The 24358-nt window shown below is 62.7% G+C and carries 21 protein-coding genes, 1 tRNA gene and 2 pseudogenes; 6 read left to right on the top strand and 18 right to left on the bottom strand.

The genetic code is table 11. The annotated features are described in order from the left end of the window. Positions 1–4: 4 nt before the first annotated feature. The 9 genes and pseudogenes from secF to hinT all read right to left on the bottom strand — a co-directional run bounded on the left by secF (position 5) and on the right by hinT (position 8154). Entirely contained in the window at positions 5–919 is a 915-nt protein-coding gene (gene secF / locus C2U47_RS19160) for a protein translocase subunit SecF (RefSeq protein WP_029314368.1), read from the bottom strand. Between the two features lie 109 nt (positions 920–1028). Then, on the bottom strand, positions 1029–2831 hold the full coding sequence (secD, locus tag C2U47_RS19155) for a protein translocase subunit SecD (RefSeq protein ID WP_103261854.1): 1803 nt from the start codon (positions 2829–2831) through the stop codon (positions 1029–1031). Positions 2832–2979: 148 nt separating this feature from the next. Next, positions 2980–3448 (bottom strand): annotated as a pseudogene (locus C2U47_RS23660) (hypothetical protein). Between the two features lie 106 nt (positions 3449–3554). Further along, positions 3555–4415, bottom strand: a complete 861-nt coding sequence (locus C2U47_RS19145; RefSeq protein WP_041215412.1) for a DUF6279 family lipoprotein — start codon at positions 4413–4415, stop codon at positions 3555–3557. A gap of 51 nt (positions 4416–4466) precedes the next feature. Then, positions 4467–5330: a phosphotransferase gene (locus C2U47_RS19140; RefSeq protein ID WP_103261853.1), complete on the bottom strand. Its 864-nt coding sequence runs from the start codon at positions 5328–5330 to the stop codon at positions 4467–4469. Then, the gene (gene lpoB, locus C2U47_RS19135; protein ID WP_103261852.1) at positions 5320–5916 is read right to left on the bottom strand and encodes a penicillin-binding protein activator LpoB; all 597 of its coding nucleotides are present in this window, start codon (positions 5914–5916) and stop codon (positions 5320–5322) included. Before lpoB ends, C2U47_RS19140 begins: the two co-directional genes overlap by 11 nt. Beyond that, positions 5916–6314 carry a YcfL family protein gene (locus C2U47_RS19130; RefSeq protein WP_010674345.1) on the bottom strand — a complete coding sequence of 133 codons (399 nt, stop codon included), beginning with the start codon at positions 6312–6314 and terminating at the stop codon, positions 5916–5918. Before C2U47_RS19130 ends, lpoB begins: the two co-directional genes overlap by 1 nt. A gap of 68 nt (positions 6315–6382) precedes the next feature. After that, entirely contained in the window at positions 6383–7804 is a 1422-nt protein-coding gene (locus tag C2U47_RS19125; protein ID WP_171865461.1) for a COG3014 family protein, read from the bottom strand. Further along, positions 7804–8154: a purine nucleoside phosphoramidase gene (hinT, locus tag C2U47_RS19120; RefSeq protein WP_010674343.1), complete on the bottom strand. Its 351-nt coding sequence runs from the start codon at positions 8152–8154 to the stop codon at positions 7804–7806. The genes C2U47_RS19125 and hinT overlap by 1 nt, the downstream gene beginning before the upstream one ends. A gap of 256 nt (positions 8155–8410) precedes the next feature. On the opposite strand from hinT, the gene C2U47_RS19115 reads away from it, so the two are divergent. Then, complete coding sequence (locus C2U47_RS19115) at positions 8411–10423, top strand: methyl-accepting chemotaxis protein (RefSeq protein ID WP_103261851.1); 2013 nt, start codon at positions 8411–8413, stop codon at positions 10421–10423. Positions 10424–10493: 70 nt separating this feature from the next. Here C2U47_RS19115 and C2U47_RS19110 read toward each other — a convergent pair whose 3' ends face one another. Next, on the bottom strand, positions 10494–11378 hold the full coding sequence (locus C2U47_RS19110) for a 6-carboxytetrahydropterin synthase (RefSeq protein WP_199766826.1): 885 nt from the start codon (positions 11376–11378) through the stop codon (positions 10494–10496). 79 nt (positions 11379–11457) lie between these two features. Between C2U47_RS19110 and C2U47_RS19105 the strand changes: the two genes are divergently transcribed. After that, positions 11458–12801 carry a dihydroorotase gene (locus tag C2U47_RS19105; RefSeq protein WP_041212846.1) on the top strand — a complete coding sequence of 448 codons (1344 nt, stop codon included), beginning with the start codon at positions 11458–11460 and terminating at the stop codon, positions 12799–12801. On the opposite strand, the gene C2U47_RS19100 is transcribed toward C2U47_RS19105, so the two are convergent. Then, on the bottom strand, positions 12791–13105 hold the full coding sequence (locus C2U47_RS19100; RefSeq protein WP_103261850.1) for a hypothetical protein: 315 nt from the start codon (positions 13103–13105) through the stop codon (positions 12791–12793). The two genes, C2U47_RS19105 and C2U47_RS19100, sit on opposite strands and share 11 nt — an antisense overlap. Before the next feature lie 33 nt (positions 13106–13138). On the opposite strand from C2U47_RS19100, the gene C2U47_RS19095 reads away from it, so the two are divergent. The 3 genes from C2U47_RS19095 (at position 13139) to C2U47_RS19085 (ending at position 15275) form a co-directional block, all read left to right on the top strand. Continuing rightward, a tRNA-Pro gene (locus C2U47_RS19095) sits at positions 13139–13215 on the top strand. A 120-nt stretch (positions 13216–13335) separates the two neighbouring features. Next, on the top strand, positions 13336–13812 hold the full coding sequence (locus C2U47_RS19090; protein WP_041212844.1) for a CC0125/CC1285 family lipoprotein: 477 nt from the start codon (positions 13336–13338) through the stop codon (positions 13810–13812). Positions 13813–14015: 203 nt separating this feature from the next. Continuing rightward, positions 14016–15275: a dicarboxylate/amino acid:cation symporter gene (locus tag C2U47_RS19085; RefSeq protein ID WP_041212843.1), complete on the top strand. Its 1260-nt coding sequence runs from the start codon at positions 14016–14018 to the stop codon at positions 15273–15275. A 73-nt stretch (positions 15276–15348) separates the two neighbouring features. On the opposite strand, the gene C2U47_RS19080 is transcribed toward C2U47_RS19085, so the two are convergent. Beyond that, a complete protein-coding gene (locus tag C2U47_RS19080; RefSeq protein WP_010674336.1) occupies positions 15349–15795 on the bottom strand; it encodes a methyltransferase family protein in 447 nt (148 codons plus the stop codon). A gap of 179 nt (positions 15796–15974) precedes the next feature. On the opposite strand from C2U47_RS19080, the gene alr reads away from it, so the two are divergent. Beyond that, complete coding sequence (alr, locus tag C2U47_RS19075; RefSeq protein WP_041212842.1) at positions 15975–17201, top strand: alanine racemase; 1227 nt, start codon at positions 15975–15977, stop codon at positions 17199–17201. A 54-nt stretch (positions 17202–17255) separates the two neighbouring features. On the opposite strand, the gene C2U47_RS19070 is transcribed toward alr, so the two are convergent. The 6 genes and pseudogenes from C2U47_RS19070 to C2U47_RS19045 all read right to left on the bottom strand — a co-directional run bounded on the left by C2U47_RS19070 (position 17256) and on the right by C2U47_RS19045 (position 24283). Then, positions 17256–18200, bottom strand: a complete 945-nt coding sequence (locus C2U47_RS19070) for a TerC family protein (protein ID WP_029314355.1) — start codon at positions 18198–18200, stop codon at positions 17256–17258. 435 nt (positions 18201–18635) lie between these two features. Further along, on the bottom strand, positions 18636–19631 hold the full coding sequence (gene oppF, locus C2U47_RS19065) for a murein tripeptide/oligopeptide ABC transporter ATP binding protein OppF (protein WP_049636967.1): 996 nt from the start codon (positions 19629–19631) through the stop codon (positions 18636–18638). After that, positions 19632–20612: an ABC transporter ATP-binding protein gene (locus C2U47_RS19060; RefSeq protein WP_039038983.1), complete on the bottom strand. Its 981-nt coding sequence runs from the start codon at positions 20610–20612 to the stop codon at positions 19632–19634. A 108-nt stretch (positions 20613–20720) separates the two neighbouring features. Beyond that, complete coding sequence (gene oppC, locus C2U47_RS19055; RefSeq protein ID WP_010674331.1) at positions 20721–21632, bottom strand: oligopeptide ABC transporter permease OppC; 912 nt, start codon at positions 21630–21632, stop codon at positions 20721–20723. 14 nt (positions 21633–21646) lie between these two features. Beyond that, a pseudogene (oppB, locus tag C2U47_RS19050) lies at positions 21647–22566 on the bottom strand (oligopeptide ABC transporter permease OppB). Positions 22567–22663: 97 nt separating this feature from the next. Next, positions 22664–24283, bottom strand: coding sequence for an ABC transporter substrate-binding protein (locus C2U47_RS19045; RefSeq protein WP_103261849.1), 1620 nt, complete (start codon positions 24281–24283; stop codon positions 22664–22666). Positions 24284–24358: the final 75 nt, after the last annotated feature.

The raw sequence follows: 24358 nt of genomic DNA, 5'->3' as shown, positions 1-24358 counted from the left end.
GCGGTCACGCCGCCTCGGCCAGCTCCTCCTCTTTTTTCTGGTAGGCCTGGGGGGAGAGCCCCAGCAGCTCCTGCACGGTGGAGGCCACCGTGATGGAGGAGAGCGTCCCCACCAGGATGCCGGCGAACAGGGTGAAGGAGAAGCCGTAGAGGGCGTCGCCGCCGAACAGGAGCAGGGCCCCCACGGTGAAGAGGGTGGTGCCCGAGGTGATCATGGTGCGGCTGAAGGTGGCCTTGATGGCCACGTCCGAGCACTCGTGGATCCCCATACGGGTACGAGACCCCAGCAAGTCCCGCAACCGGTCCGAGATGACGATGCTGTCGTTGAGGGAGTAGCCTATCACCGCCATCAGGCCCGCGATGACGTTGAGGTCGAACTCGATGTCAAAGAGCGCGAGCAGCCCGATGGCCACCAGACCATCGTGCAACACCGACACCAGGATGCCGATGGCCTGGCGCCACTCGAAGCGCACCGCCAGGTAGGCGGAGATGGCGAGCGAGGCCACCAGCACCGCCAGCATCCCCTGCTGGAACAGCTCCGCGCCCACCTGGGGCCCGACGATGGTGGTGCGCAAGAGCTCCACCGGCAGGGCGAGTTGCTGCCCCAGCATGGTCGCCAGATCCTCCGCCGCCCAGGGCAGCGCGTGGGGGGGCAGCTTGATGAGCCACTCGCCGGGCACACCGGCGCCGTGCAGCTCCACCACCCCCGCCAGGGGCGCCGTCAGCAGGGCGTTGAGCTCATGGGCCTCCTTCAGGGTCTGGATGCGAAACTCCAGCAGGATCCCGCCGGTGAAATCGAGCCCGAGGGCGAGCCCTTTTGTCGCAAGGACGGCCACGCAGGCCAGGGTCAGCAGCACGGAGGCCCACAGCCCGATATAGCGCCAGCGGGTCAGCCCCATGGCCAGGATCATTCTCAGCATTGTTCTTCCCTCGACGTCAGGTGGTACAGGCTTCCCGGCAGGAAGCGGTCGGTGCGCAGGTCATACAGACTCACGGGCGCGGCGTCATGGTGATGAAGTCGGTTCATGGTCATACCCTCAGCAGCTTGGCGCGGCTGTTGCCCCACAGGGGGTTGATGATGGCGCGGGTGCCCCAGATGCCGGTCACCATGCTGGAGATGAGCCCCAGGATCAGGGTGATGGAGAAGCCCTGCAGCGGCCCGGAGCCGATGGCATAGAGCACCACGGCGCAGATGAGGGTGGTGATGTTGGCATCGAAGATGGTGCGAAACGCCGAGCGATAACCAAAGTCGATGGCGTTGGCCAAAGACCCCCCTTCCCGCAGCCGGTCCTTGATCCGCTCAAAAATCAGCACATGGGTATCCACCGCCATGCCGACGGTGAGCACCAGACCGGCGATCCCCGGCAGGGTCAGCACGGCCCCCGGCAATACCGCCAGCATCCCCACCTGCATCAGCAGGTTGGCGACCAGCGCCGTGATGGCGACCCAGCCGAACTTGCGATACCAGGCCATCATGAACAGCATCATGCCCGCCATGCCGAACGCCAGGGCGGTGAAGCCCGCCTCGATGTTCTGCAGACCCAGGGTCGGGCCTATGCTGCGCTCTTCCAGGATCTTCAGCGGCGCGGTGAGGGCCCCGGCCCGCAGCAGCATGGCGAGCTCCTGGGCCTCGGGCAGGCTGCCGATCCCGGTGATGCGGAACTGGTTGCCAAGGGCGGTCTGGATGGTGGCGACGTTGATCACCTCGCTTCGGGCGCGCAGCTTGCCTTCGGTGTTGGTCTTGTACTCGGTGAAGACGGTGGCCATGGGCTTGCCCACGTGCTGGCGGCTGAACTGGTTCATCTTGCTCCCCCCCAGGGTGTCGAGCACGATGTTGACCTGGGGCTGCCCCATCTCCCCCATGTTGGCGCGGGCATCGACGATGTGCTCGCCGCTCAGCACCGGCTGGCGGGCCAGCCCCACTGCCTGGCCGCTGCGATCCGCCATGAAGAAGCGGCTGTCGGCCTTGGCTTCATAGAAGGCCAGGGACGCGGTGGCGCCGATCACCTCTTTCGCCTGCTTGGGGTTGTGCACCCCCGGCAGCTCGATGCGGATGCCGTCCTGCCCCTGACGCACCACCGAGGCCTCGACGATGCCGAGCTCGTTGATCCGCTTTTTCAGGATCGACAGGTTCTGGGTCACGGCGTTGTTCACCAGCAAGGTGCGCTCGGCGTCGCTCAGCACCAGGGTCAGTGCATTGCCGGAGCGGCTCAGTGTCCACTGATCCTGGCGGGTACCGGCACTCTCCTTGATGATGGAGAGCCAGGCCTCCTGCCCCGCCACGTCGGGCAGGGTGACGGCCACGCTCCCCTGGGCGGTGCGCATCACGCTGGCGCCGCGCAGGTTGGCCTCGCGAAAACGGGTGCGCAGGGTATCCACCAGGTTCTTGGTCTGGTTGTCGATGACAAAATCCACGTCCACCCCGATCAGCAGCTGGGAGCCACCGCGCAGGTCCAGCCCGAGCTTGATGGGATCGGCGCCGAGCCGGCTGATCCAGGCCGGGGCGTTGGAGTAGAACTCCAGGGTCAGGGCGGCGCTGTCCAGCCCCTGCTGCTCCAGCAACTGCTTGGCCAGTTGCTGCTCCCCCTGGCTGGCGAACACCAGCGCCATCCGGCCACCCTGGGCGATCTGCTTGAGGGGGTCGATGTGGTTCTCGGCCAGCAGGGTGCGCTGCGCGTCGCTCAGGCGCGACTGGCCGTGCAGACCGAGGGAGGGCTGCTCACCGAAGAAGGTGGGCAGGGAATAGAACGCGAACGTGACCAGCATCAGCAGCAACAGGGCGTACTGCCACAGGCTCATGCGGTTCAACACGGTATGACTCTTTTTTCTCATGAAATCGGCCTCTGTCAGGCGATGGCAAGGGGCGACACCGGGGTCGCACCGTGCAAAAAAATGAAACAAGACAGCCTAGCCGTTCACTAAAAGTGAACAGCAACAGAGAGAAGATGAGGCAACAGGTGGCAAGCTGACCCCATCGGGGTCAGGCGAGGAAGCTCTGGGCGAAGCGGTACTGCAGATGCCGGCGCTGCAGGCGGCGCCTGTGAATGCCGGCGAAGTGATCGCGAAAGCTCGTCCCCGGGTAGAAGAGGGCGGCATAGAACAGCAGGCCGCACAGCAGCAGCAGGATCGCCTGCTGGGACCAGCTCATCACCAGCTCGTAGACCACGCTGCCGGGCTGATGATCGCGGCTCAGGGAGTGCTCGAGGCGCAGCAGGTGATTCTGGTGGGAGCCGACGAACTTGACGATGCCATCGTCACTGCCGCTGACGCCGTGGGCCGCCGGGCTTGCGTCGGCAGGTGCCGCCCCCTCCGCCAGCGAGTGGGCCTGCTGGGCCGAGGGCTGGAACGCGGGTACCTTGACCCCCCTCCACCGAGAGGGTAGAGAACAACAGTGCGAGGGTGATGAGCAGGGTCATCGCCGCCAGTTTCACGTTGTCGGTCAGGTTCAAAAGTTAATTCCCACACAATAGAAAGGGCAAGCTACCACAGCCTGCCCCACAAGAACAAGGGCGGCAGGCCCGGGGCCCGCCGCCCTTGTGTTGTCTCACCGCGTCCTCAGCGGCTGCGGGTCATGCCCTCGAAGTCCTCGGCATAGTCCTTGAGCAGGGTGTAGAGGTGGGCCCGCTGGGAGAGATCCATGGAGTGGCTGAGATCGCTCAGCCACTGGATGGTGCGCTGGCGGGACTGGTCCGTGTAGCCGGTGAAGCGGCCATCCATCAGGCCGTCCCCCTGCTGGAGCAAGCGGGTCAGCTCCTGGCCGAAATCCGGGCTCTGGCGCTGTTTCATCAGCCGATCCAGCTCCTTGGTCCAGGCCTCCTGAAAGTCGAGCCAGGGGGCCATCATCTCGTATTGCCACTCGGCCCACTGCGTGATGAGGGGCTCCTGGGCCGGCTTCACCTTGCCAATCCAGAACACCAGGCGCTCGTTCATCTTCTCCCGAAAGCCCTTGATCATCTCGGCCTTCGACTGGGTGGCAAAATCGTGCTGGCGCTCCTGCTGGCGCTTCACCCGATCGGCCATGAAGCGAGCCACCTGCTCGTCGGTCAGGGTCTTGGCGAGGCGCACCGTGCGGGGAATGGCATTCTCCAGAGTACGGGTCAGGCTCGCCTGGGTTCTGTCCAGATGCAGGGTCACCTGGGCCGGGCTCATGGGGCTGGCCACCGCCTTGGCCAGGGCGTCGAGATCCCGGGCATAGATGGGCAGCTCATGCTGCCGGTGCCAGGCCATCAGCCCCTTCACCTCCTGGTCCAGCAGCTTCTTCTGGCTGCGGTCCAGGGAGAAGTAGTCGTCCAGTTGCCAGACGATGGCCGAGTCGAGCCAGTAGTAGATCACCCGGGTGGCGCAACCCGTCAGCAGCAGGCAGAGCAGCAGCAGGCTCCAGCTACGCGGTTGACGCCATGAGAATGTGGTCACCATGCATGCCTCCCATTCATTGAATACACGCGTCGCGCGGGCCGTTGCCTGGCATCACTCCAGGCGCTGGCGGTTGATATCGATCAGGGCCTGATATTCGGGCCCGGGTTGCTGTTCGGCCATCAGCAGCGCCCACAGCAGGCCGATGTAATCGACCCAGGGCAGGAAGGCATCGGCCTGAAATCCCCGGTGCCCCAGCCCCGTCGGTGCCCCGTCCATGGCTTCAAGATAGCAGCTCTCCAACTGGCACCGCTGCTCTTCGCTCCAGCCGTGGGTGCGCTGGATGCTGGCGACCTCGAACCCAGGATGACCGGCGGCACCGTACTCCCAGTCGATGACCCAGGGCCGCGACCCCAACAAGTTAGCCGGATTGAGATCGTGATGGCAAGGGAGCCAGCAGTCGTCCGGCTCCCGGCTCGCGAGCAGGGCCCGCTCCAGGGCGGGCAGCCAGGGAGGGATATGGGCCAGACGCTGCCGATACCCGCCGCTGTGGGCCCGCACCGCCATCACCACGGTCGGCACCGGCAGGCGGTGCAGCCGTACCAGCACCTCCGCCATCAGGCGGGGTTGCGCGGCGAGAGGCGGCGCCTGCTCGGCCCAGTTGGGTTCGTCGCACCACGCCAGCAGCATCAGGCCGGTGGCGGGATCGCCGTGATGACAGGGCAACGCCAGCCCCTGCCCCACCGCCCCCTGGTAGAGCTGCCACTCGGTGGCCCGGTCGATGCCAAGGCGCACCGGATCCGGATGACCGCGGCGCAGGAAGGCCTGCTCGCCAGTGGGGAGACAGAGCCGGTAGTTGCCGTTGGTCAGGCCCTGGCCCAGCGGCTCAAGGCGCCCCTGATCCCAGGGCGCCGGCAGGCTGGCGAGGAGCGCCAGCTCCGCCAGATCCCCCTGCCCCCGCGGGTCCTCACCAGCCAAAGGTGGACTTCTTGGCCTGTTTGCGGATCTCTTTCTGATCGGCCCACAGCAGTTCGCCGTTCTCCACATCCATCAGGTTCATGGTCATCTGGTAGTAGACGTCCTTCACCTTGCCGTTGTCCTTGACGATGCTGGCGAGGTTGCCATAGACCATGTAGCGGGCACCGGTCTGCTTGCCGAGCCGCACCATGGTGGCGGGATCCACCATGCCGCTGCCCTGCTGGTATTCGAGCTGCTGCTTGACCGCCGCCACCTTGCTCATGTCCACGAAGCGGAACTTGCCCGAGCGCAGCAGCTTGGTGCGGATAGTGTCGGTGATGGCCTCGGTGTCGATGTGCTCCGAGGTCTTGTTGCGGATGGAGTCCATGAACATCACCGGGCGGCCCCCGGCGGTGATCTCGCTGGTGGCCGGGGACGCCAGCATGGAATCCGCCATCTTGTCGGCGATGGCCTGCAAGTCGGAGGAGCCGTAATCGACGGTCACCGTCTCGGTCTCGGTGGGATCGCCATAGCTGACGGTGGTGCTGGAACAGCCGCCCAGCAGCAGGGCGCTGGTCAGGATCAGCAGGGCATGATTCATTTTCATCAGTAGGATTCCTCCATCACTTCGCGAACGTAAATCCGGTAACCCCGTGCAGCCGGGCTCGGCGCCAGGGCGGACAGGGTGCGGGTCTGGTAGCCATGCAGCTTGAGGGGGGTCCAGCCGCGGCCATCGCTGGCCACCTCCTGCCCCGCGTCGTCATACCAGTAGAAGAGATATTGCAGCGTGTTGTCACCACGCTGGGTGCTGGCCGCCGCCACGTTGACCTGCAACAGGCCGTTCTGCTGGCGCCGGCTGAGTTCGGTCAGGGTGACGTTGACGTTTTGATGCTGCTCGGCCACCGCCGCCGCACCGGCCGCGCCATAGAGCGCCACGCCGGAAGTATTGGTGGCACAGCCCGTCAGCAGCAGAACCAGGCCCAGGGCCAACCCTTGTGCTTTCATCTTGTTCTCCTTGCCGGTGGCCGTCGGCCTGACCGGTCATTCATCTGAGTTGCCATATGCGGTTCCCCCTAGAGGGGCATCACCCGGGTCGTGAGCCCGCTCCCCAGGCGCTGTACCCACACCAGGGTGGTGCGCCCGGCGTGGACGCTGAGTGGCAGGGTACGCATGGCGCTGCCCGCCCCCAGGGTCAGGGTGACGTTCCCGGCCGGGACCATCCCCTGCCAGCTCGAGGCCTTTGCGGGCAGCGTCAGCCAGCTGCGGGTATCCGCCCGCTCCGAGAGGGTGTTGAAGATCCCCACCAGGATGTTGCCCACATCCCCCCCCTCCTTGGCGGCGGTGCGCCGTACCTGCTCCTTGGCCACCAGCCGCAGGGCCTGCCGGGTCAGCATGCCGGGCAGCCGCTCCTGCAGATCCTTGGCCGCCAGCGCCTCCAGCCTCACCAGCTCGCTGGTCTGTGCCACCCCCTTGCCCACCGACAGGGTAAGCGGGGCGCCGTCGCTGGCCCGATTGTCGTAATAGGGCACCGCCACGGTAAAGGTACGAAAATCGCCGCTGGAGGTGGAGATGGGCAGCGGCAGGAAGAGCTCCCGGCGCGCCGGGATCAGGCCATCTTCAAACAGCACCACCAGCTGGCCCTGATCCTTGGCCAAGGGCGGCGCCTTGCGGCCCATCCGTTGCTCGGTCTCCTTGAGCTCCTCGGGAGAGCCGCGAAGCCGGGCCAGGCGCAGCAGGGCATCCTGCAGGCTCTGGTTGTCCGGCGCTATCTGATAGCCGCGCTGGTAATCGACCCAGGCGTCGTTGAGATCCCCGGCCGCCTCGTAGAGCACGCCGGAGAAATAGAAGGTGTAGGCGTTCTGGAAACCGTTTTTCACCTGGCCTATCAGGCGATCGAGCTCGGGGGCGCCGCGCGACATCAGCTGGCGCATCTCCCCGGCTTCGTCCTCCTGCTCCCCCTCCTGCGCGGCCTTGCGCACCTCGTCGGCCCTCCGTTTAAGGGCCTGCTCCTGCACCTGGTTGGCACGGCGCACCTCTACCAGGGCGCCGTCGGCATCCCCGCGCTGCAAGTAGTTGAGCGCCAGATAGTGGTGCAGCATGGTGCGCTCGTAATCGGGCGCCTGGTAAGCCAGGGTCTGATCGTTGGTGAGCAGGCTGCCCGCCTGGGCCAGTCCCTGGCTCAGGCGGTACTCGGCCTGACTGTCTTCCCACGCAAGCCGGCTGTCGGCGGCGGCAAAGGCCTGCTTGCTGGGGCCGTCCTGACCCGCTAGCCAGGCGATGCGCCCCTTCTCCAGCTGGTCGAGCACGAAGGTGTCGTCCCCCGGGGTCGATTCGCGCACCTCGAGCAGGGCCTCGGCGGCATGGCCCAGCAGCAGCTGGTTGCGCAGGGGCACCATCTGATCCGAGTAGGAGACGAACATGTCTTTCCACTGGGAGGCACAGCCCCCCAGCAGCAGACCGGCCAACAGCAGGCCGGTCGACGGGACGAGGCGCATCACAGGCTCAGCAGGGGTCCCAGGGGCTCGCCACCGACCAGGTGCAGGTGGATGTGATAGACCTCCTGCCCGCCGTGACGGTTGCAGTTCATGATGAGGCGGTAGCCGTCCTCGGCGATGCCCGCGTCGCTGGCGAGCTTGCGGGCCACGGTGAACATCCGGCCCAGCGCCAGCTCGTGATCCGGCTCCACGTCGTTGACGGTGGGGATGAGCACGTTGGGAATGATCAGGATATGGGTCTTGGCCTTGGGCTGGATGTCGCGAAACGCGGTCACCAGATCGTCTTGATAAAGGATGTCGGCGGGGATCTCCTTGCGGATGATTTTGCTGAAAATGGTTTCTTGCGCCATGGGTAACTCCTTTATAGGAAAAAGAAAATTCAATACAAAGCTCAAGCGGCTCCCAAACAGGCCGCCGCAATGCGCCAAGTGTGACACAAGCCGACATTTGGCACAGCCGTTGTCCCAATCGCTTCAGTTATTGTGAAGAATACCGATAGCGAGGAGACGTCCCGCGAACCACAACGGCATCCCCTTCGGGGCATGCAGGGTATCAAAGGGACGGGGTACTCAGGCAAGGGACTTTTGCACAGACAGCGGGACAATAATGAAACAAACAATGTCAGACCTCTCGATCTTACAGAGAGTCTATCTGGGCTTTGCCATCCTGGTCGCCGTCATGGTCGCCAGTGCGGTACTGACCTTTCGCGGCCAGAGCGAACTCAGCGGCGCCCTGGATCAGGTGACCCAGGAGTCCATGCCGCTGGTACTCGCCAGCAGCCAGACCCAGATAAGCCTGCTCAGCGCCAACAAATGGCTCACCGATGTGCTGACCGAGCAGGATCTCAAGCAACTGCCGGCGGAAGTGGCCGAGTTGCAACAGGCCAAGGGGCAGGTCGACAAGATGGTCGCCAGCCTCAAACAGCAGGTGGCGGTTCATCCCCAGTTGCAGGCGGACATGACTGCCCTCGTCAAGCTGGTGGATGACTACCTGCAACTGACCCAGACCCTGCCCGGCGAACACGAGGCCCTGCTCACCCGGCTGCACAAGGTCAATCAGGCCAAGGGCCAGTTCCAGGTCAGCCTGCCCCAGTTCAAGAAGAACCTGGGGGACATGATGGTCACCATCGACGACAGCTTCATCAAGATGCTCTCCGAGACCCTGACCACCAAGCTCTCCGCCATCGAGCTCTCCACCATGGATGCCCTCAACCAGAGCATCCCCGCCCCCATCGAGGCGGCGCTCAAGCGCAACAAGATGCAGATCGAGGGCTTCAACAGCACCATCAAGGATCTCCAGGGGGAGCTCAAGGACTTCGACAACAACATGGGCCACTACGTCCATGGCTTCGTGCGCGACACCACGGGCAATGACGGCGTGCTCTCCCAATACCTGGTCCTGATGAAGCAGCAGCAGGCCATGCGCGAGCAGAGCAAGCAGGCGAGCCAGCTCATCCTCAACATCCAGAACAAGCTGGAGGGGATCACCGCCCAGAGCCAGCAGCTGATGAACGCCAGCATCCAGGCCTCCGATCGGGTGCAGACCCAGAGTACCCTGACCCAGGGGATCAGCATCGCCATCGCCATCTTCGTCGCCATCCTGGTGGCCTTCACCCTGGGCAAAGCCATCCGCCGCCCCCTGAAAGAGCTGCTGCGGGTGCTGACCGAGGTGACCCAGGGCGACATGACTCAGCGCGTCGGCTTCAAGAGCCAGAACGAATTCGGCCAGCTCGCCAGCCAGATCAACCTGCTGATCCACCAGATGGGGGATGTGCTCAAGCAGCTCTCCCAGGCGTCGACCCAGCTCAACAGTGCCGCCCACGACAACCGCCACACCACCGAATCGGTGCGGGCGGATCTGGAGAAACAGCGTCAGGAGACCGCCTCGGTCGCCGCCGCCATGACCCAGATGGAGGCCTCGGTGCGGGAGGTGGCCCAGGCCGCCAACCAGACCCTGGAGCGGGTGCAGGATGTGGAGAAGGCCTCCGAGATGGGGCGCAAGGTGATGGCAGGCAACATCACCACCACCCATCAGCTCGCGGGCAAGCTGCAGCAGACCGGCAAGGTGATTGGCGACGTGAGCGCCATGAGCGGCCAGATTGGCAACATCCTCGACGTCATCCGCGGCATCGCCGAGCAGACCAACCTGCTGGCCCTCAACGCCGCCATCGAGGCGGCCCGTGCCGGCGAGCAGGGACGCGGGTTTGCAGTGGTGGCCGACGAGGTGCGCAACCTGGCCGGTCGTACCGCCCAGTCCACCAGCGAAATCCAGACCATGATCGAGAACCTGCAGCAAGGCGTCGCCCGGGCGGTCAACGTGATGCAGGAGTGCTCCCGCGAGATGGACAGCTGCGTGGATCAGAGCTCCCAGGCCAACAACGCCATGGAAGAGGTGCAGGGCATCGTGGTGCTCATCAGCGACATGTCGAGCCAGATAGCCTCCGCCGCCGAGCAGCAGCAGGCCACCAGCGCCGACATCGCCACCAACCTCAACCGCATCTCCGACATCTCGGATCTCAACTATCAGGGCATAGAGCGGGTCGCCGAGACCAGCCAGCAGCTCGACTCCCTTGCCGAGCAGCAGGAGGGGCTGGTCCAGCGCTTCCGCCTCAGTGCCTGATGGCCACGACCCGATACGACAAGGCCCCGCATTGGCGGGGCCTTGTTTTTTACTGGCATGCGGCGCGGGATCAGGCGTAGGCGATGGCGCCCTTGCCGACCCCTTCATAGGCGACAATCTTGACGAACTTGTCCCCTACCTGCTTCTTCACCTCGCGGGCGATGTAGTGGGCCAGCAGCTCGATGGTGGTGTCGGTGTCGATCATCTCCACCTCCGCCGCTGGCATGGCGAGCTGGAACAGCCCCTGGGGCGCCACGTACTTGAAGCCGATGTAGTGCGCGTCCCCTTCTTTCAGTGACGCCTCGGCCCGCTCGCTCAGGGCGAGTTCGCCAAGGGCCACCCTGTCCTCTTCGGTGCCCAGGTAGATGTCGGCCCAGCGCTCGGCCCAGTTGAACTCCAGCTCCTCGTCACGCTCCCCGTCCACCAGGATCTCGACGGGAGAGCGGTGGCCGTGGGCGATGCGCTGGCAGTTGCCGTCGTGCTTCTTGAGGCCGTGGCTGTAGTGGTAGAAGGCGCCCTCGATGCGCTCCGAGCGCAACGTCAGGGAGAGATCCTTGATGTTGCTGGGCAGACGCTTGGCCAGTACCCCCAGCAGATAGCGGGTCACCGACTCCTTGTCCACCTGGGGGGCGGGAATGAAGGCAAAGCCCTGGGTCGGGCAGCGCAGGTGGATGGCGCGACCCGGACGCAGCAGATCCACGGTGCTCTCGTCGTTCTCCAGCGCGTGGACATGGACCAGGGGACATTCCGTCGGCACCAGCAGCTTGTGATCCACCTCTTCATCGATGATCGACTTGATGAGTTTCTTCACCCGACCGAAGTCCAGCAGCATACTCATCTCGTTGAGCTCGCCGCTCATCTCGATGTCCACCAGCCAGCTCTCGCCCACCATGCCGCGGCGCTCGCATAAATAGCTGGAATCGATCACAGTCAAATCTCTAACAAATAACTTCATTACTCAGGCCTTGCTACAGAGAAAGGGCGGTTTGCGCTATTATGACCCGCGATCACTGACAAAGGAACCGGACTCCCCCATGAACAAATTGCTTATCAAGAATGCCACCCTGGTCAACGAAGGCCGCATCTATGCCTCCGACGTCCTGATCGAGGGTGAGCGGATCGCCCGCGTCGCCCCGGACATCAGTGCCCCCGATGCCGTGGTGATCGATGCAACGGGCCGTCATCTCATCCCCGGGATGATCGATGATCAGGTCCACTTCCGGGAACCCGGCCTGACCCACAAGGGAACCATCGCCAGTGAATCCCGGGCCGCCGTGGCCGGTGGCACCACCAGCTTCATGGAAATGCCCAACGTCAATCCCCAGACCACCACCATCGAAGCCCTCGAAGCCAAATACCAGATCGCCGCCAACTCCGCCGCCGCCAACTACAGCTTCTACCTGGGTGCCACCAACGACAACCTGGAAGAGATCAAGAAGCTCGATCCCAAGCAGTCCTGCGGCATCAAGATCTTCATGGGGGCCTCCACCGGCAACATGCTGGTGGACAACCAGGAGACCCTGGCAGCCATCTTCCGCGAGAGCCCGGTGATGATCGTCACCCACTGCGAGGACACCCCGTCCATCAAGGTGCTGGAAGACGAAGCTCGCGCCAAGTGGGGCGAAGACGTGCCCATGCGCGAGCACGGCCGCATCCGCAGCGCGGACGCCTGCTACAAATCCTCCAGCATGGCGGTCTCCCTGGCCAAGCAGTACGGCGCCAAGCTGCACGTGCTGCACCTGACCACGGCGAAAGAGCTCTCACTCTTTACCGCCACCCCGGATCTGAAGGATCTCAAGGACAAGAACATCACCGCCGAAGTGTGCGTCCACCACCTCTTCTTCAACGAGGCGGACTACGACACCCTGGGCAGCCAGATCAAGTGCAACCCGGCGGTGAAGAGCGCTGCCGACCAGCACGCCCTGCTGGATGCGGTACGCAACGACGTGCTCGACATCATCGCCACCGACCACGCTCCCCACACCTGGGAAGAGAAGCAGAACAGCTACTTCAAGGCGCCCTCCGGCGTGCCCCTGGTGCAGCACTCCCTGCAGGCGCTGCTGGAGCTCTACCACAACGGCGTCTTCTCGCTGGAAACCATCGTCAAGAAGACCTCCCACGCGGTGGCCGAGCGCTTCCAGGTGCAGGATCGCGGCTACATCCGGGAAGGTTACTTCGCCGACCTGGTGCTGCTGGATCTCGGCAAGCCCTACGTGGTCACCGACAGCAACCTGCTCTACCTGTGCGGCTGGTCCCCGTTCAACGGCTACCGCTTCCAGAGCACCATCGAGATGACCCTGGTGAACGGACAAATAGCCTGGCAGAACGGCCAAGTCACCGACAAGGTATTGGGCAAGCGACTCACCTTCAACCGCTGATCTGGATGATGACCGCTTCCAGCGCGCCCTGCTTGAGATGACCCTGGTCAACGGGCAAATAGCCTGGCAGAACGGCCAAGTCACCGACAAGGTATTGGGCAAGCGTCTCACCTTCAACCGCTGATCTCGGCTTGATAGCATCACGCCAAACGGCCACCTCCGGGTGGCCGTTTTTCCTGCAAGACAGCGGTGAGGTGCCGACAAAATGCACCACTGGTCGCACTTTGATCCGAAGTTGCTCGCAAAGCAGGCAAACGATCTCGAACCTGAATTTCCCCTGTTGACAGGGTCGGGGCATCTCCATAAACTCCCTCCCCGTCAGCCGAGCTGACTCCGTCGGTGTGTAGCGCAGCCAGGTAGCGCATCTGCATGGGGTGTAGAGGGTCGGAGGTTCGAATCCTCTCACACCGACCAAATTCCCCGAGAAAGGCCTTGTCAGACGACAAGGCCTTTTCTTTTATGGTCTTCCACCGCGATTGTCTCTCCGATCCCTTTGTGCTGTAGTAAAACCCCCTTTGCCAAGCGGCCCGCATCATGTTGCCTTCCCTTCGTACTTTCTGCACCCTTGCCCTCAGCGCCCTGCTGGTCGGCCAGCTCGCGGGCTGCGCCACCGCCTATGACAGTGAAAAATCGTTCTGGAATGGCCAGACCGGTTTTTCACAGACCCAGCTTGGCCCGGCCCGCTGGCAACTGGAGTTTGTGGGAAACGATCTGGTGGACAGGGAAACGGCGCGCAAATACGTGCTCAAGCGGGCCGGTGAGGTGGCACTGGCAAAGGGATACCCCTGGATTCGGGTCGAGACGCTGACCCTGTCGCGGGATGCCGTCAGGGTCACCCCGACCCGCCCCCAATTCGGGTTCGACGAGTACGAGCCAGACACCTTCATGGACGACATGCAGGTGGAACACCGCACCTCGGCCCTGCTCGTCTTCACCCTGGAGGCCAGCCCCCGGGACGCGCAGAGCATGGAAGCCGTTTATCTCGCAAAAATTAAAATAAACAGCGATTAATACAAATAAATCACAAGATGCATATCAAGTGCAGCTAACAACAACACAAAACTCCGAAACAAGTCACTGGATTTCCCCTTCGCGATTAGGCATGCTCCAGCACACCGGCTGTCTGGATTCCACCGCCCGGATCACAAAAAAGGACTGAGGCGGCCCCTCGCCGCCTGCACAGGCATTGCACCTATCGAAACCGGAACTCCCCCATGAAAATGAACAAGTTGACCGTTGCCATCCTCATTGCGATGTTGCTTGGCATCGTGACCGGGCAGGGTTATCGCCTGCTCGCGCCCGCACAGGCCGCAGGCTTTGCCGATGACATCACCCTGCTGACCGACATCTTCCTGCGCCTCATCAAGATGATCATCGCCCCCCTGGTGTTCACCACGCTCGTGGTCGGCATCGCCAAGATGGGTGACACCCGCACCGTGGGCCGCATCGGCGTCAAGACCCTGGGCTGGTTCATGCTCGCCTCCCTGATGTCTCTGACCCTGGGGCTGGTCATGGTCCACCTGATGCAACCTGGGGTGGGGCTCTCCCTCTCCCTGCCCGATGACGGCGCCAGCTCCGGCGTGCTTGCCACCGCCATCTCCCTCAAGGATTTCGTGACCCACGCCATCCCGAAAAGCGTGGTCGAGGCGATGGCCACCAACGAGATCCTGCAGATCGTGGTCTTCTCCCTCTTCTTCGGGCTGGCCGCCGCCGCCCTGGGGGACGACGCCAAGCCCGTGGTCAAGCTGATGGCCAGCGGCGCCGAGATCATGCTCAAGGTGACCGGCTACGTGATGAACTTCGCCCCGTTCGCGGTGTTTGGCGCCATCGCCGCCATGGTCGCCAAGGAGGGGCTCGGCATCCTCGCTACCTATGGCACCTTCATGGCCCAGTTCTATCTGGCGCTCGGCTGCCTATGGCTGCTGCTCATCGCCATGGGCAGCCTCTTCATCCGCCGCCGCATCCTGACACTGCTCGCCCTCATCCGCGAGCCCATCCTGCTGGCCTTCTCCACCGCCAGCTCCGAGGCCGCCTACCCCAAGACCCTGGACAGGCTGGAGAAATTTGGCTGTGACAAGCGCATCGCCAGCTTCGTGCTCCCCATGGGCTACTCCTTCAACCTGGACGGTTCCATGATGTACTGCACCTTCGCGGTGATGTTCATCGCCCAGGCCTATGGCATCGAGCTCTCCACGGCCCAGCAGATCACCATGCTGCTGCTGCTGATGGTCACCTCCAAGGGAATGGCCGGGGTGCCCCGCGCCTCCCTGGTGGTGATTGCCGCCACCCTCAACCAGTTCCACATCCCGGAAGCGGGCATCCTGCTGCTGCTCGGTATCGACCACTTCCTCGACATGGGGCGCTCCGCCACCAACGTGCTGGGCAACGCCATCGCCGCGAGCGTGGTGGCCAAGAGCGAAGACAGCCTGGGGGAGACCGCCCCCCTCGGCGAGGTGGACACCGCCAAGGCGTGATCCCCCCTGACCCCCATGACAACGGCCCGCTTCTGCGGGCCGTTGTCATATGCCTGATGGGGCACGCCGCGCCTCAGCACCAGCGCCTGACCTGTCGGCAATAGTCGTCATAGGCATCGCCGAATTGTCGCCGCAGCGCCTGCTCCTCCGCCAGGATCTGGAAGCGGGTAAGCCAGCCCCAGAGCAGCAGCGGCCCGAGCCACACTGCCATGCCTCCCAGATAGCACGCCAGCGCCAGGGTCCAGCAGAGCAGCCCCAGGTACATGGGATTGCGGCTGATGCGATAGACGCCCCGGGTCACCAGCACCCGGCTGCTCTCCAGCCGCTGGGGGTGCACAGTGGTGCGCTGCTGCCAGAAATGCAGAAGCGCACCGCCCCCCAGCAGGGCTCCCGCCAGCCACAGCGTGGCGACCAGCACCAGCCACAGGGGCGCCGCCCTCCCCTCACCCCGCCCCAGCCACATGGCGAGCACGATGACGACGAACAGCAGCAACGGTGGAATCCGCAACGTCAGCTTCATATTTTCTTCCTGCAACACGTGCCACGATTGACGCCGTTGAGATACACTCCCAGAGTCGGCATCTGGATAAAAAGTGAAATATATCATTAGCATAGCAACATGCTATGACCAGCCCTGCCGCAGCTCGCCTCAGCGATGAGCCCAGCCTCAACTCAAGACAATAAGAAAGGACTTGCCCCATGCACAAGAAAACACTGCTCGCGACCCTGATTTTTGGCCTGCTGGCCGGCCAGGCGGTCGCCGCCCCCTATCTGCCGCTCGCCGACGACCACCGCAACGGTCAGGAACAGACCGCCGCCAACGCCTGGCTGGAAGTGGATCTCGGTGCCTTCGAGCACAACATCCAGACCCTGAAGAATCGCCTCGGTGACAAGGGCCCGCAGATCTGCGCCATCATGAAGGCGGACGCCTACGGTCACGGCATCGACCTGCTGGTCCCTTCCGTGGTCAAGGCAGGCATCCCTTGCATCGGCATCGCCAGCAACGAAGAAGCACGTGTTGCTCGCGAGAAGGGCTTCGAAGGTCGCCTGATGCGGGTGCGGGCCGCCACCCCGGATGAAGTGGAGCAGGCCCTGCCCTACAAGCTGGAGGAGCTCATCGGCAGCCTGGAGAGCGCCAAGGGGATCGCCGGCATCGCCCAGCGCCATCACACCAACATCCCGGTGCACATCGGCCTGAACTCCGCCGGCATGAGCCGCAACGGCATCGATCTGCGCCAGGACGATGCCAAGGCCGATGCCCTGGCCATGCTCAAGCTCAAGGGGATCACCCCGGTCGGCATCATGACCCACTTCCCGGTGGAGGAGAAAGAGGACGTCAAGCTGGGGCTGGCCCAGTTCAAGCTGGACTACCAGTGGCTCATCGACGCCGGCAAGCTGGATCGCAGCAAGCTCACCATCCACGCCGCCAACTCCTTCGCCACCCTGGAAGTGCCGGAAGCCTACTTTGACATGGTGCGCCCTGGCGGTATCATCTATGGCGACACCATTCCCTCCTACACCGAGTACAAGAAGGTGATGGCGTTCAAGACCCAGGTCGCCTCCGTCAACCACTACCCGGCGGGCAACACCGTCGGCTATGACCGCACCTTCACCCTCAAGCGCGACTCCCTGCTGGCCAACCTGCCGATGGGCTACTCCGACGGCTACCGCCGCGCCATGAGCAACAAGGCCTATGTGCTGATCCATGGCCAGAAGGCCCCCGTCGTGGGCAAGACTTCCATGAACACCACCATGGTGGACGTCACCGACATCAAGGGGATCAAACCCGGTGACGAGGTGGTCCTGTTCGGACGCCAGGGTGATGCCGAGGTGAAACAATCTGATCTGGAGGAGTACAACGGTGCCCTCTTGGCGGACATGTACACCGTCTGGGGCTACACCAACCCCAAGAAGATCAAGCGCTAAGCAAATTGCTGACATGAAAAAGGGCTCCCGAGGGAGCCCTTTTTACTGCACCGTTCACGCCGCCTTTTTGCGGGTCATCAGCAGACTCAGCCCCATGGAGGCCAGCAGGATCAGCGCCACCACGCCAAGGGCGATGCCGGTCGGTATCTTGAAGATATCGAGCAGCAACATCTTGACCCCGATGAACATCAGGATCAGCGCCAGGCCGTATTTGAGCAGGGCGAAACGATCGGCCACCCCGGCCAGCAGGAAGTACATGGCGCGCAGCCCCATGATGGCGAAGATGTTGGAGGTGAGCACGATGAAGGGATCCGTGGTCACCGCGAAGATGGCCGGGATACTGTCCACCGCGAAGATGAGGTCGCTCACCTCCACCAGCACCAGGATGAGCAGCAGCGGGGTCGCGTAGCGCACACCGTCACGCCAGACGAAGAACTTCTCCCCCTCCAGCGTCTCGGTCACCTTGAAGCGACGACGCATCCAGCCGAGCAGGGCATTGTTCTCGAGATCCGGCTCCTTGTCGGCCGCCCACAGCATCTTGGCACCGGTCAGCAGCAGGAAGGCCCCGAACAGGTAGAGGATCCAGTGGAACTGCTCGATGAGCCAGCTGCCCGCGAACACCATGCCGGCGCGCATCACGATGGCCCCCAGCACCCCGTAGAGCAGGACCCGGCGCTGCAGCTCCGCCGGGATGGCGAAGTAGCCGAACAGCATCAACCAGACGAAGACGTTGTCCACCGCCAGTGCCTTTTCGATGAGGTAGCCGGTGAGAAACTCCAGCCCCTTCTGGTTCGCGATTTCGCGCCCGGCACTGTGATCCAGCCAGAGCCAGATGGCCAGGTTGAACAGGAGCGCCACGCTGACCCAGATGAGAGACCAGATGCCCGCCTCTTTCAGGGACACCTTGTGCGCCTTGCCGCCACCGACAAAGCGGATATCAATCCACAACAGGACCAGCACTATGCTGAAGAAACCGGTCCACATCCACCATTCACCCATTTTCACTTCTCCCAAAACGACAAAACCCACGGCCGGGAGGCAGTGGGTTCGCGTTTGGAGCAGATACACCTTGCCTCTCGGCAAGGTCTCACTTACAGCCGACTTGCGTCAACTGCCCGGCTGCCGGGTGCACTGCAGGATATGGGTGCACCGTAATGACGACAAACCGGCGAGAAGTTACTCCCCTTGTGCGGCGGATAGTAGCAGCGACAACCGCTGGCGCCAAGAGGCATCTTATCCCCCATGCAATAAAAAGGGCGCCAGCACGCGCCCTTCTCGATACGGTTCTCCTTAGAACCTGTTTACGAGCTGTCGCGAGAGGTCGTCAACAAGGTAAAGAGCAGCGCAGGAACCGGAATGTATATGAATACATGAGGATTCCGAACAGCGCATGAGCCTTGATCACGGCCTCGCAGCAAGATCGTTAACAGGTTCTCAGAGCGGATCCACCTTGAGACAGGAAACCGCGTGGTCGAAGTTGCCCTCGAGCTGGGGCCGGGTCTTGGCGCACTCCGGGCCTGCCACCGGGCAGCGGGTGCGGAACACGCAGCCGGAGGGCGGATTCATGGGGGATGGCAAGTCCCCTTCCAGGATCTGAATGACCTTGCTGCGCTCCAGATCCGGATCCGGGATGGGAACCGCCGACATCAGCGCCTTGGTATAGGGGTGCAGGGGATTGGCGAAGATCTCCTTGCCGGTCCCGAGCTCCACCGCGTTGCCCAGGTACATCACCAGCACCCGATCGGAGATGTGTTTGACCACGGAGAGGTCGTGGGCGATGAAGATGAGGGAGAGCCCCATCTCCTTTTGCAGGGATTTGAGCAGGTTCACCACCTGAGCCTGGATGGAGACATCCAGCGCCGAGACCGGCTCGTCACAGATGATCATCTTGGGCTCGAGGATGAGCGCCCGGGCGATGCCGATGCGCTGGCACTGGCCGCCGGAGAACTCATGGGGGTAACGGTTCACCAGGTTCGGCAACAGACCCACCTTGGTCATCATGGCGCGCACCTTCTCCTTCACCTCTTCCCTTGGCAGGGTCGGGTAGAAGGTGATGAGGGGCTCGGCGATGATGTCCCCTATGGTCATGCGGGGGTTCAGGGAGGCCAACGGGTCCTGGAAGATCATCTGGATCTCCTTGCGCTTCTCCCGCAGGGCGTTCTGGTCGAGCTTGGTCAAGTCCTGCCCAAGCCACACCACCTTGCCGTCGGTGGCCGGTACCAGACCGATGAGGGCACGGGCGAAGGTGGATTTGCCGCAACCGGACTCCCCCACTACGCCCAGGGTCTCCCCTTCGTAGAGGCGCAGGGTCACCCCGTCCACCGCCTTCAGGGCGGAGGGCTTGGCCCAGGGCCAGGCCTTGTCACTCTTGATATGGAAGTGAACCTTGAGGTCGGACACTTCCAGCAGCAGTTTCTTGTCAGTACCCATTTAGTTCACTCCCTTGATCATGGCATCCGATACCCAGTGGCACGCCCGCTCCCGTCCGTCGTTGAACGGCGTCAGGATCGGAGACTGCTGGCCACAAATTTCGCTCACCCGGTGGCAACGCTCCTGGAAGGGGCAGCCGGTGGGCAAACGCAGCAGGTTGGGCGGATTGCCCGGAATGGTGGGCAGCTCTTCCCCTTCGGTGTCGAGGCGGGGAATGGCGCGCAGCAAGCCTTCGGTATAGGGGTGGCTCGGGCGATAGAAGATATCGTTGACCCGGCCGTACTCCATGGTCCGGCCTGCGTACATCACCAGCACCTTGTCGCAGATGCCGGCCACGACGCCAAGATCGTGGGTGATCATGATGATGGCGGTGTTGAACTCGCGCTTGAGCTCGTTCATCAGGGTCATGATCTGGGCCTGTACCGTCACGTCCAGCGCCGTGGTCGGCTCGTCGGCGATGAGCAGCTGCGGCCGGCACAGGAGCGCCATGGCGATCATCACCCGCTGGCGCATGCCGCCGGAGAACTCGTGGGGGTACATGTTCATCCGCTTGCGCGACTCGGGGATCTTCACCGCGTCCAGCATGCGCACCGACTCCTCGAAGGCGGCAGCCTTGGTCATCCCCTTGTGCAGCATCAGCACTTCCATTAGCTGATCCTTGACCTTCATGTAGGGGTTGAGCGACGTCATGGGGTCCTGGAAGATCATGGCGATCTTCTCGGAGCGGATCTTGTTGAGCTTGTGCTCCGGCAGATTGAGGATCTCGTCCCCCTGAAATTTGGCCGAGCCGGTGATGACACCGTTCTTGGCCAGCAGCCCCATGATAGCAAAGGCAGTCTGGGACTTGCCTGAGCCTGACTCCCCGACGATCCCCAGGGTTTCGCCAGCAGAAAGAGAAAAGTTGAGGTCGTTGACGGCCACCACATTGCCGTCCGGGGTCTTGAACTCGACCCGCAGATCTTTCACATCCAGTAATTTCATCTCAGTACTCCTTATCGCGCTGTCGTGATGGGGGCCTGCCCGTGGTGAACGCGGTGCGTTCCCTGAACGGGTCTGATGGCCCCTTGGCGTCTTGCCGGTCCCTGGGTATCAGCGATCCTTGGGATCCAGGGCATCACGCAGACCATCCCCGAGGAAGTTGAAGCAGAACAGGGTCACCACCATGAAACCGGCGGGGAACAGGAGTTGCCAGATGGCCACTTCCATCGACTTGGAGCCTTCATCCAGCAGGGCGCCCCAGCTGGTCATGGGCTCTTGCACGCCCAGACCCAGGAAGCTCAGGAAGGATTCGAACATGATCATCCCCGGCACCAGCAGGGTGGCGTAAACCGCCACTATCCCGAGCACGTTGGGCACGATATGACGGGTGATGATCTTCCACTTGGAGACGCCGCAGACGTGGGCCGCCTCGATGAACTCCTTGCTCTTGAGACTCAGGGTCTGGCCGCGCACGATCCGCGCCATGTCGAGCCAGCTCACCGCCCCGATGGCGAGGAAAATGAGGGCCAGGTTGCGACCAAAGAAGGTCACCAGCATGATCACGAAGAACATGAAGGGGAAGGCGTTGAGGATCTCAAGCACGCGCATCATCAGGCTGTCGACGCGACCACCGATGAAGCCGGACGCGGCGCCGTAGAGGGTGCCGATGATGACGGCCACCAGGGCCCCCATGATGCCGACCATCAGGGAGATGCGTCCGCCGAGCAGGGTACGCACGAACAGGTCGCGCCCCAGGCTGTCGGTGCCGAACCAGTGGCCGGTCTCCATGTCCGGGGCACTCTGCATGGCCCCCCAGTCCGGGTCATCGAACGTGTACTGGGACAGGTGGGGCCCCACGATCACCGCCAGACCGATGATGGTCAGGATGATGAGGCTGGTCAGGGCCGCCTTGTTGCGCAGGAAACGGCGACGGGCATCCTTCCACAGGGAGCGTCCTTCCACCACTTCCACTTTCTGGGCGAACGCCTCGACGGCTTCGCGCTTTTCAGTTGTGACTACCATGATGAACTCCCGGCTTAGTAACGGATCTTGGGATCGATGACGGCATAGAGAATATCGACCACGGCGTTAAAGGTGATGGTGAGGGCGCCGACCAGAATGGTCAGACCGAGCACCATGGAGTAATCACGGTTGAGGGCACCGTTGACGAACAACTGGCCGATCCCCGGCAGGCCGAAGATGGTCTCGATGACCACGGAGCCGGTGATGATGCCCACGAAGGCCGGTCCCAGGTAGGAGACCACCGGCAGCATGGCCGGGCGCAGCGCGTGCTTGAGGATGATGTGGCGCAGAGGCAGCCCCTTGGCGCGGGCGGTACGGATGAAGTTGGAGTTCATGGTCTCGATCATGCTGCCGCGCATGATGCGGGAGATGGCCGAGATGTAGTACATCATCATGCCGAACACCGGCAGTACCATGAACTGGGCGCCGCCCCCCTGCCAGCCCCCGCCGGGAACCAGCCCAGATAGATACTGAAGAAGAGCACCAGCAGCGGTGCCAGCACGAAGCCGGGTATCACCACCCCGGCCATGGCCGACGACATCAACAGGTAGTCGATGAGGGTGTTCTGTTTCAGGGCCGCAATGGTGCCGAAGGTGACCCCCAGGGTCACTGCCAGCAGGAAGGCGACCGAGCCTATCTTGGCGGAGACAGGCAGGGCCTGGCTCACCAGATCATTGACGGTGAAGTCCTTGTATTTGAAGGAAGGCCCCAGATCCCCCTGGACCAGGTTGCCGAGGTAAGTGAGGTATTGCATGCCGATGGGCTTGTCCAGGCCATATTTGGCTTCGATGTTGGCCAGGACTTCCGGCGGCAGGGCGCGTTCGCTGGTAAAGGGGTTACCCGGAGCGAAGCGCATCATGAAGAAGGAGACGGTGATCAAGACCAGCAGAGTCGGGATCGCTTCCAGTAGACGTTTAAGGATGAATTTCAACATAGACATTTCCTGTCCTGTACTGCTTCCAAAGGGTCGCGGTTGTAATAAAGGCCCGCCGTCTGGCGGGCCCTGCTTGTTATGCGACTTGTTTCTTTACTCAGTGAGCAACGATGTACATGTCTTTGCTGTAGATGTTGTCCAGCGGGTTGGCCGGGTAGCCGCCCACGTAGGGCTTGACCATGCGGGAGGTCACGTACTGATAGATGGGGGCGATCGGCATGTCCTTGGCCAGGATCTCTTCGGCCTGGACATAGAGCTTGTTGCGCGCCTCGGCATCCACCTGGTTGCGGGACTCGCTCATCAGCTTGTCGAACGTCGGGTTGGAGTATTTGCCGTCGTTGTTGCCGTGGGTGGTCTGCATCAGATCCAGCATGGAGGAGGCTTCGTTGTAGTCCGCAATCCAGCCGGCGCGGCCCACGTCGAAGTTACCCTGCTTCTTGGTCTCCAGGTAGGTCTTCCACTCCTGGTTCACCAGGCTCACCTGCACGCCGAGCTTCTTCCACATGGAGGCGACGGCCACGGCCACCTTTTTGTGGTTGTCATCGGTGTTGTAGAGCAGCTCGAACTTGAGCGGCTTGCCCGGGCCGTAACCGGCTTCGGTCAGCAGCTCTTTCGCCTTGGCATCGCGCTCTGCCTGGGTCAGCTTGGACCAGGATGGTGCCACCGGCTTGAAGCCGTCCACGAAGTCAGGCACGAGCGTATAGCCCGGGGTTTCGCCCTTGCCCATCACCTTGTCGGCGATCACGTTGCGATCGATGGCATAGGAGAGGGCGGTACGCACCCGCACGTCGTCAAACGGCTTGTGCTTGAAGTTGTACTGGTAGTAGTAGGTGCCTACATAGCCGCTGACCTTTACTTCGTCCGGCAGCTCTTTCTTCATCTGCTTGAAGCGTTCGATGGGCATGTTGTAGGTCAGATCCACTTCGCCAGCCAGATAGCGGTTCAGCTCGGCGTTGGTGGACTGGATGGGCAGGTAGGTCACCTTGTCGATGACGGTCTTGCCGTTGTTCCAGTAGTTGGGGTTGCGCTCGACGTCGACGCGCTCGTTGACCACCCAGTCCTTCAGCACGTAGGCGCCGTTGGATACCATGTTGCCGGGCTGGGTCCACTTGTCACCGAACTTCTCGATCACCTTCTTCGGGACCGGATAGGTGGTGGTGTGGGAGAGCATGCTGACGAAGTAAGGCACCGCCTTCTCCAGCTGCACCTCGAAGGTGTGATCGTCCACCGCCTTCACGCCCAGGGTGTCGGCCGGCTTCTTGCCCGCGATGATGTCGGAGGCATTGATGATGGTCGGGATCTCCATGTACCAGGAGTAAGGAGAGGCCGTCTTGGGATCCACCGCGCGCTGGAAGGCAAAGACGAAGTCATGCGCGGTGACGGGATCCCCGTTGGACCACTTGGCATCCTTGCGCAGGTGGAACACGTAATGTTTGTTGTCCTTGGTTTCCCAGGACTCGGCGACGCCGGGCAGGGTCTCACCCTTGGGGCCGGAGGAGACGAGACCTTCGAACAGGTCACGCAATACGTTGGATTCGGGGGTACCTTCCACTTTCTGGGGATCCAGGGTGGCGGGTTCGGAACCATTGCCTTTCACCAGGGTTTGCTCGGGAGCAAGCTTGGTACCGGCGGGGACATCGGCGGCGTGAGCCAGGGTGGCGCCACCGAAAAGTGCAGTCAATAAAAGGGTATTAATAATTGTTTTTCTATGAGTCATTTCCATACTCCAACAAGAACATTCCATGCATTTGTTATCCACGAGACAAACACCTCGCTGCCCGCATAATTCCCT

Origin of the sequence: Aeromonas sp. ASNIH7 (genome assembly GCF_002903485.1) — a bacterium.
GTDB lineage: Bacteria > Pseudomonadota > Gammaproteobacteria > Enterobacterales > Aeromonadaceae > Aeromonas > Aeromonas caviae.
Note: the sequence above shows the minus strand (reverse complement) of the source record. Positions and strands in the feature narration are given on the sequence as shown.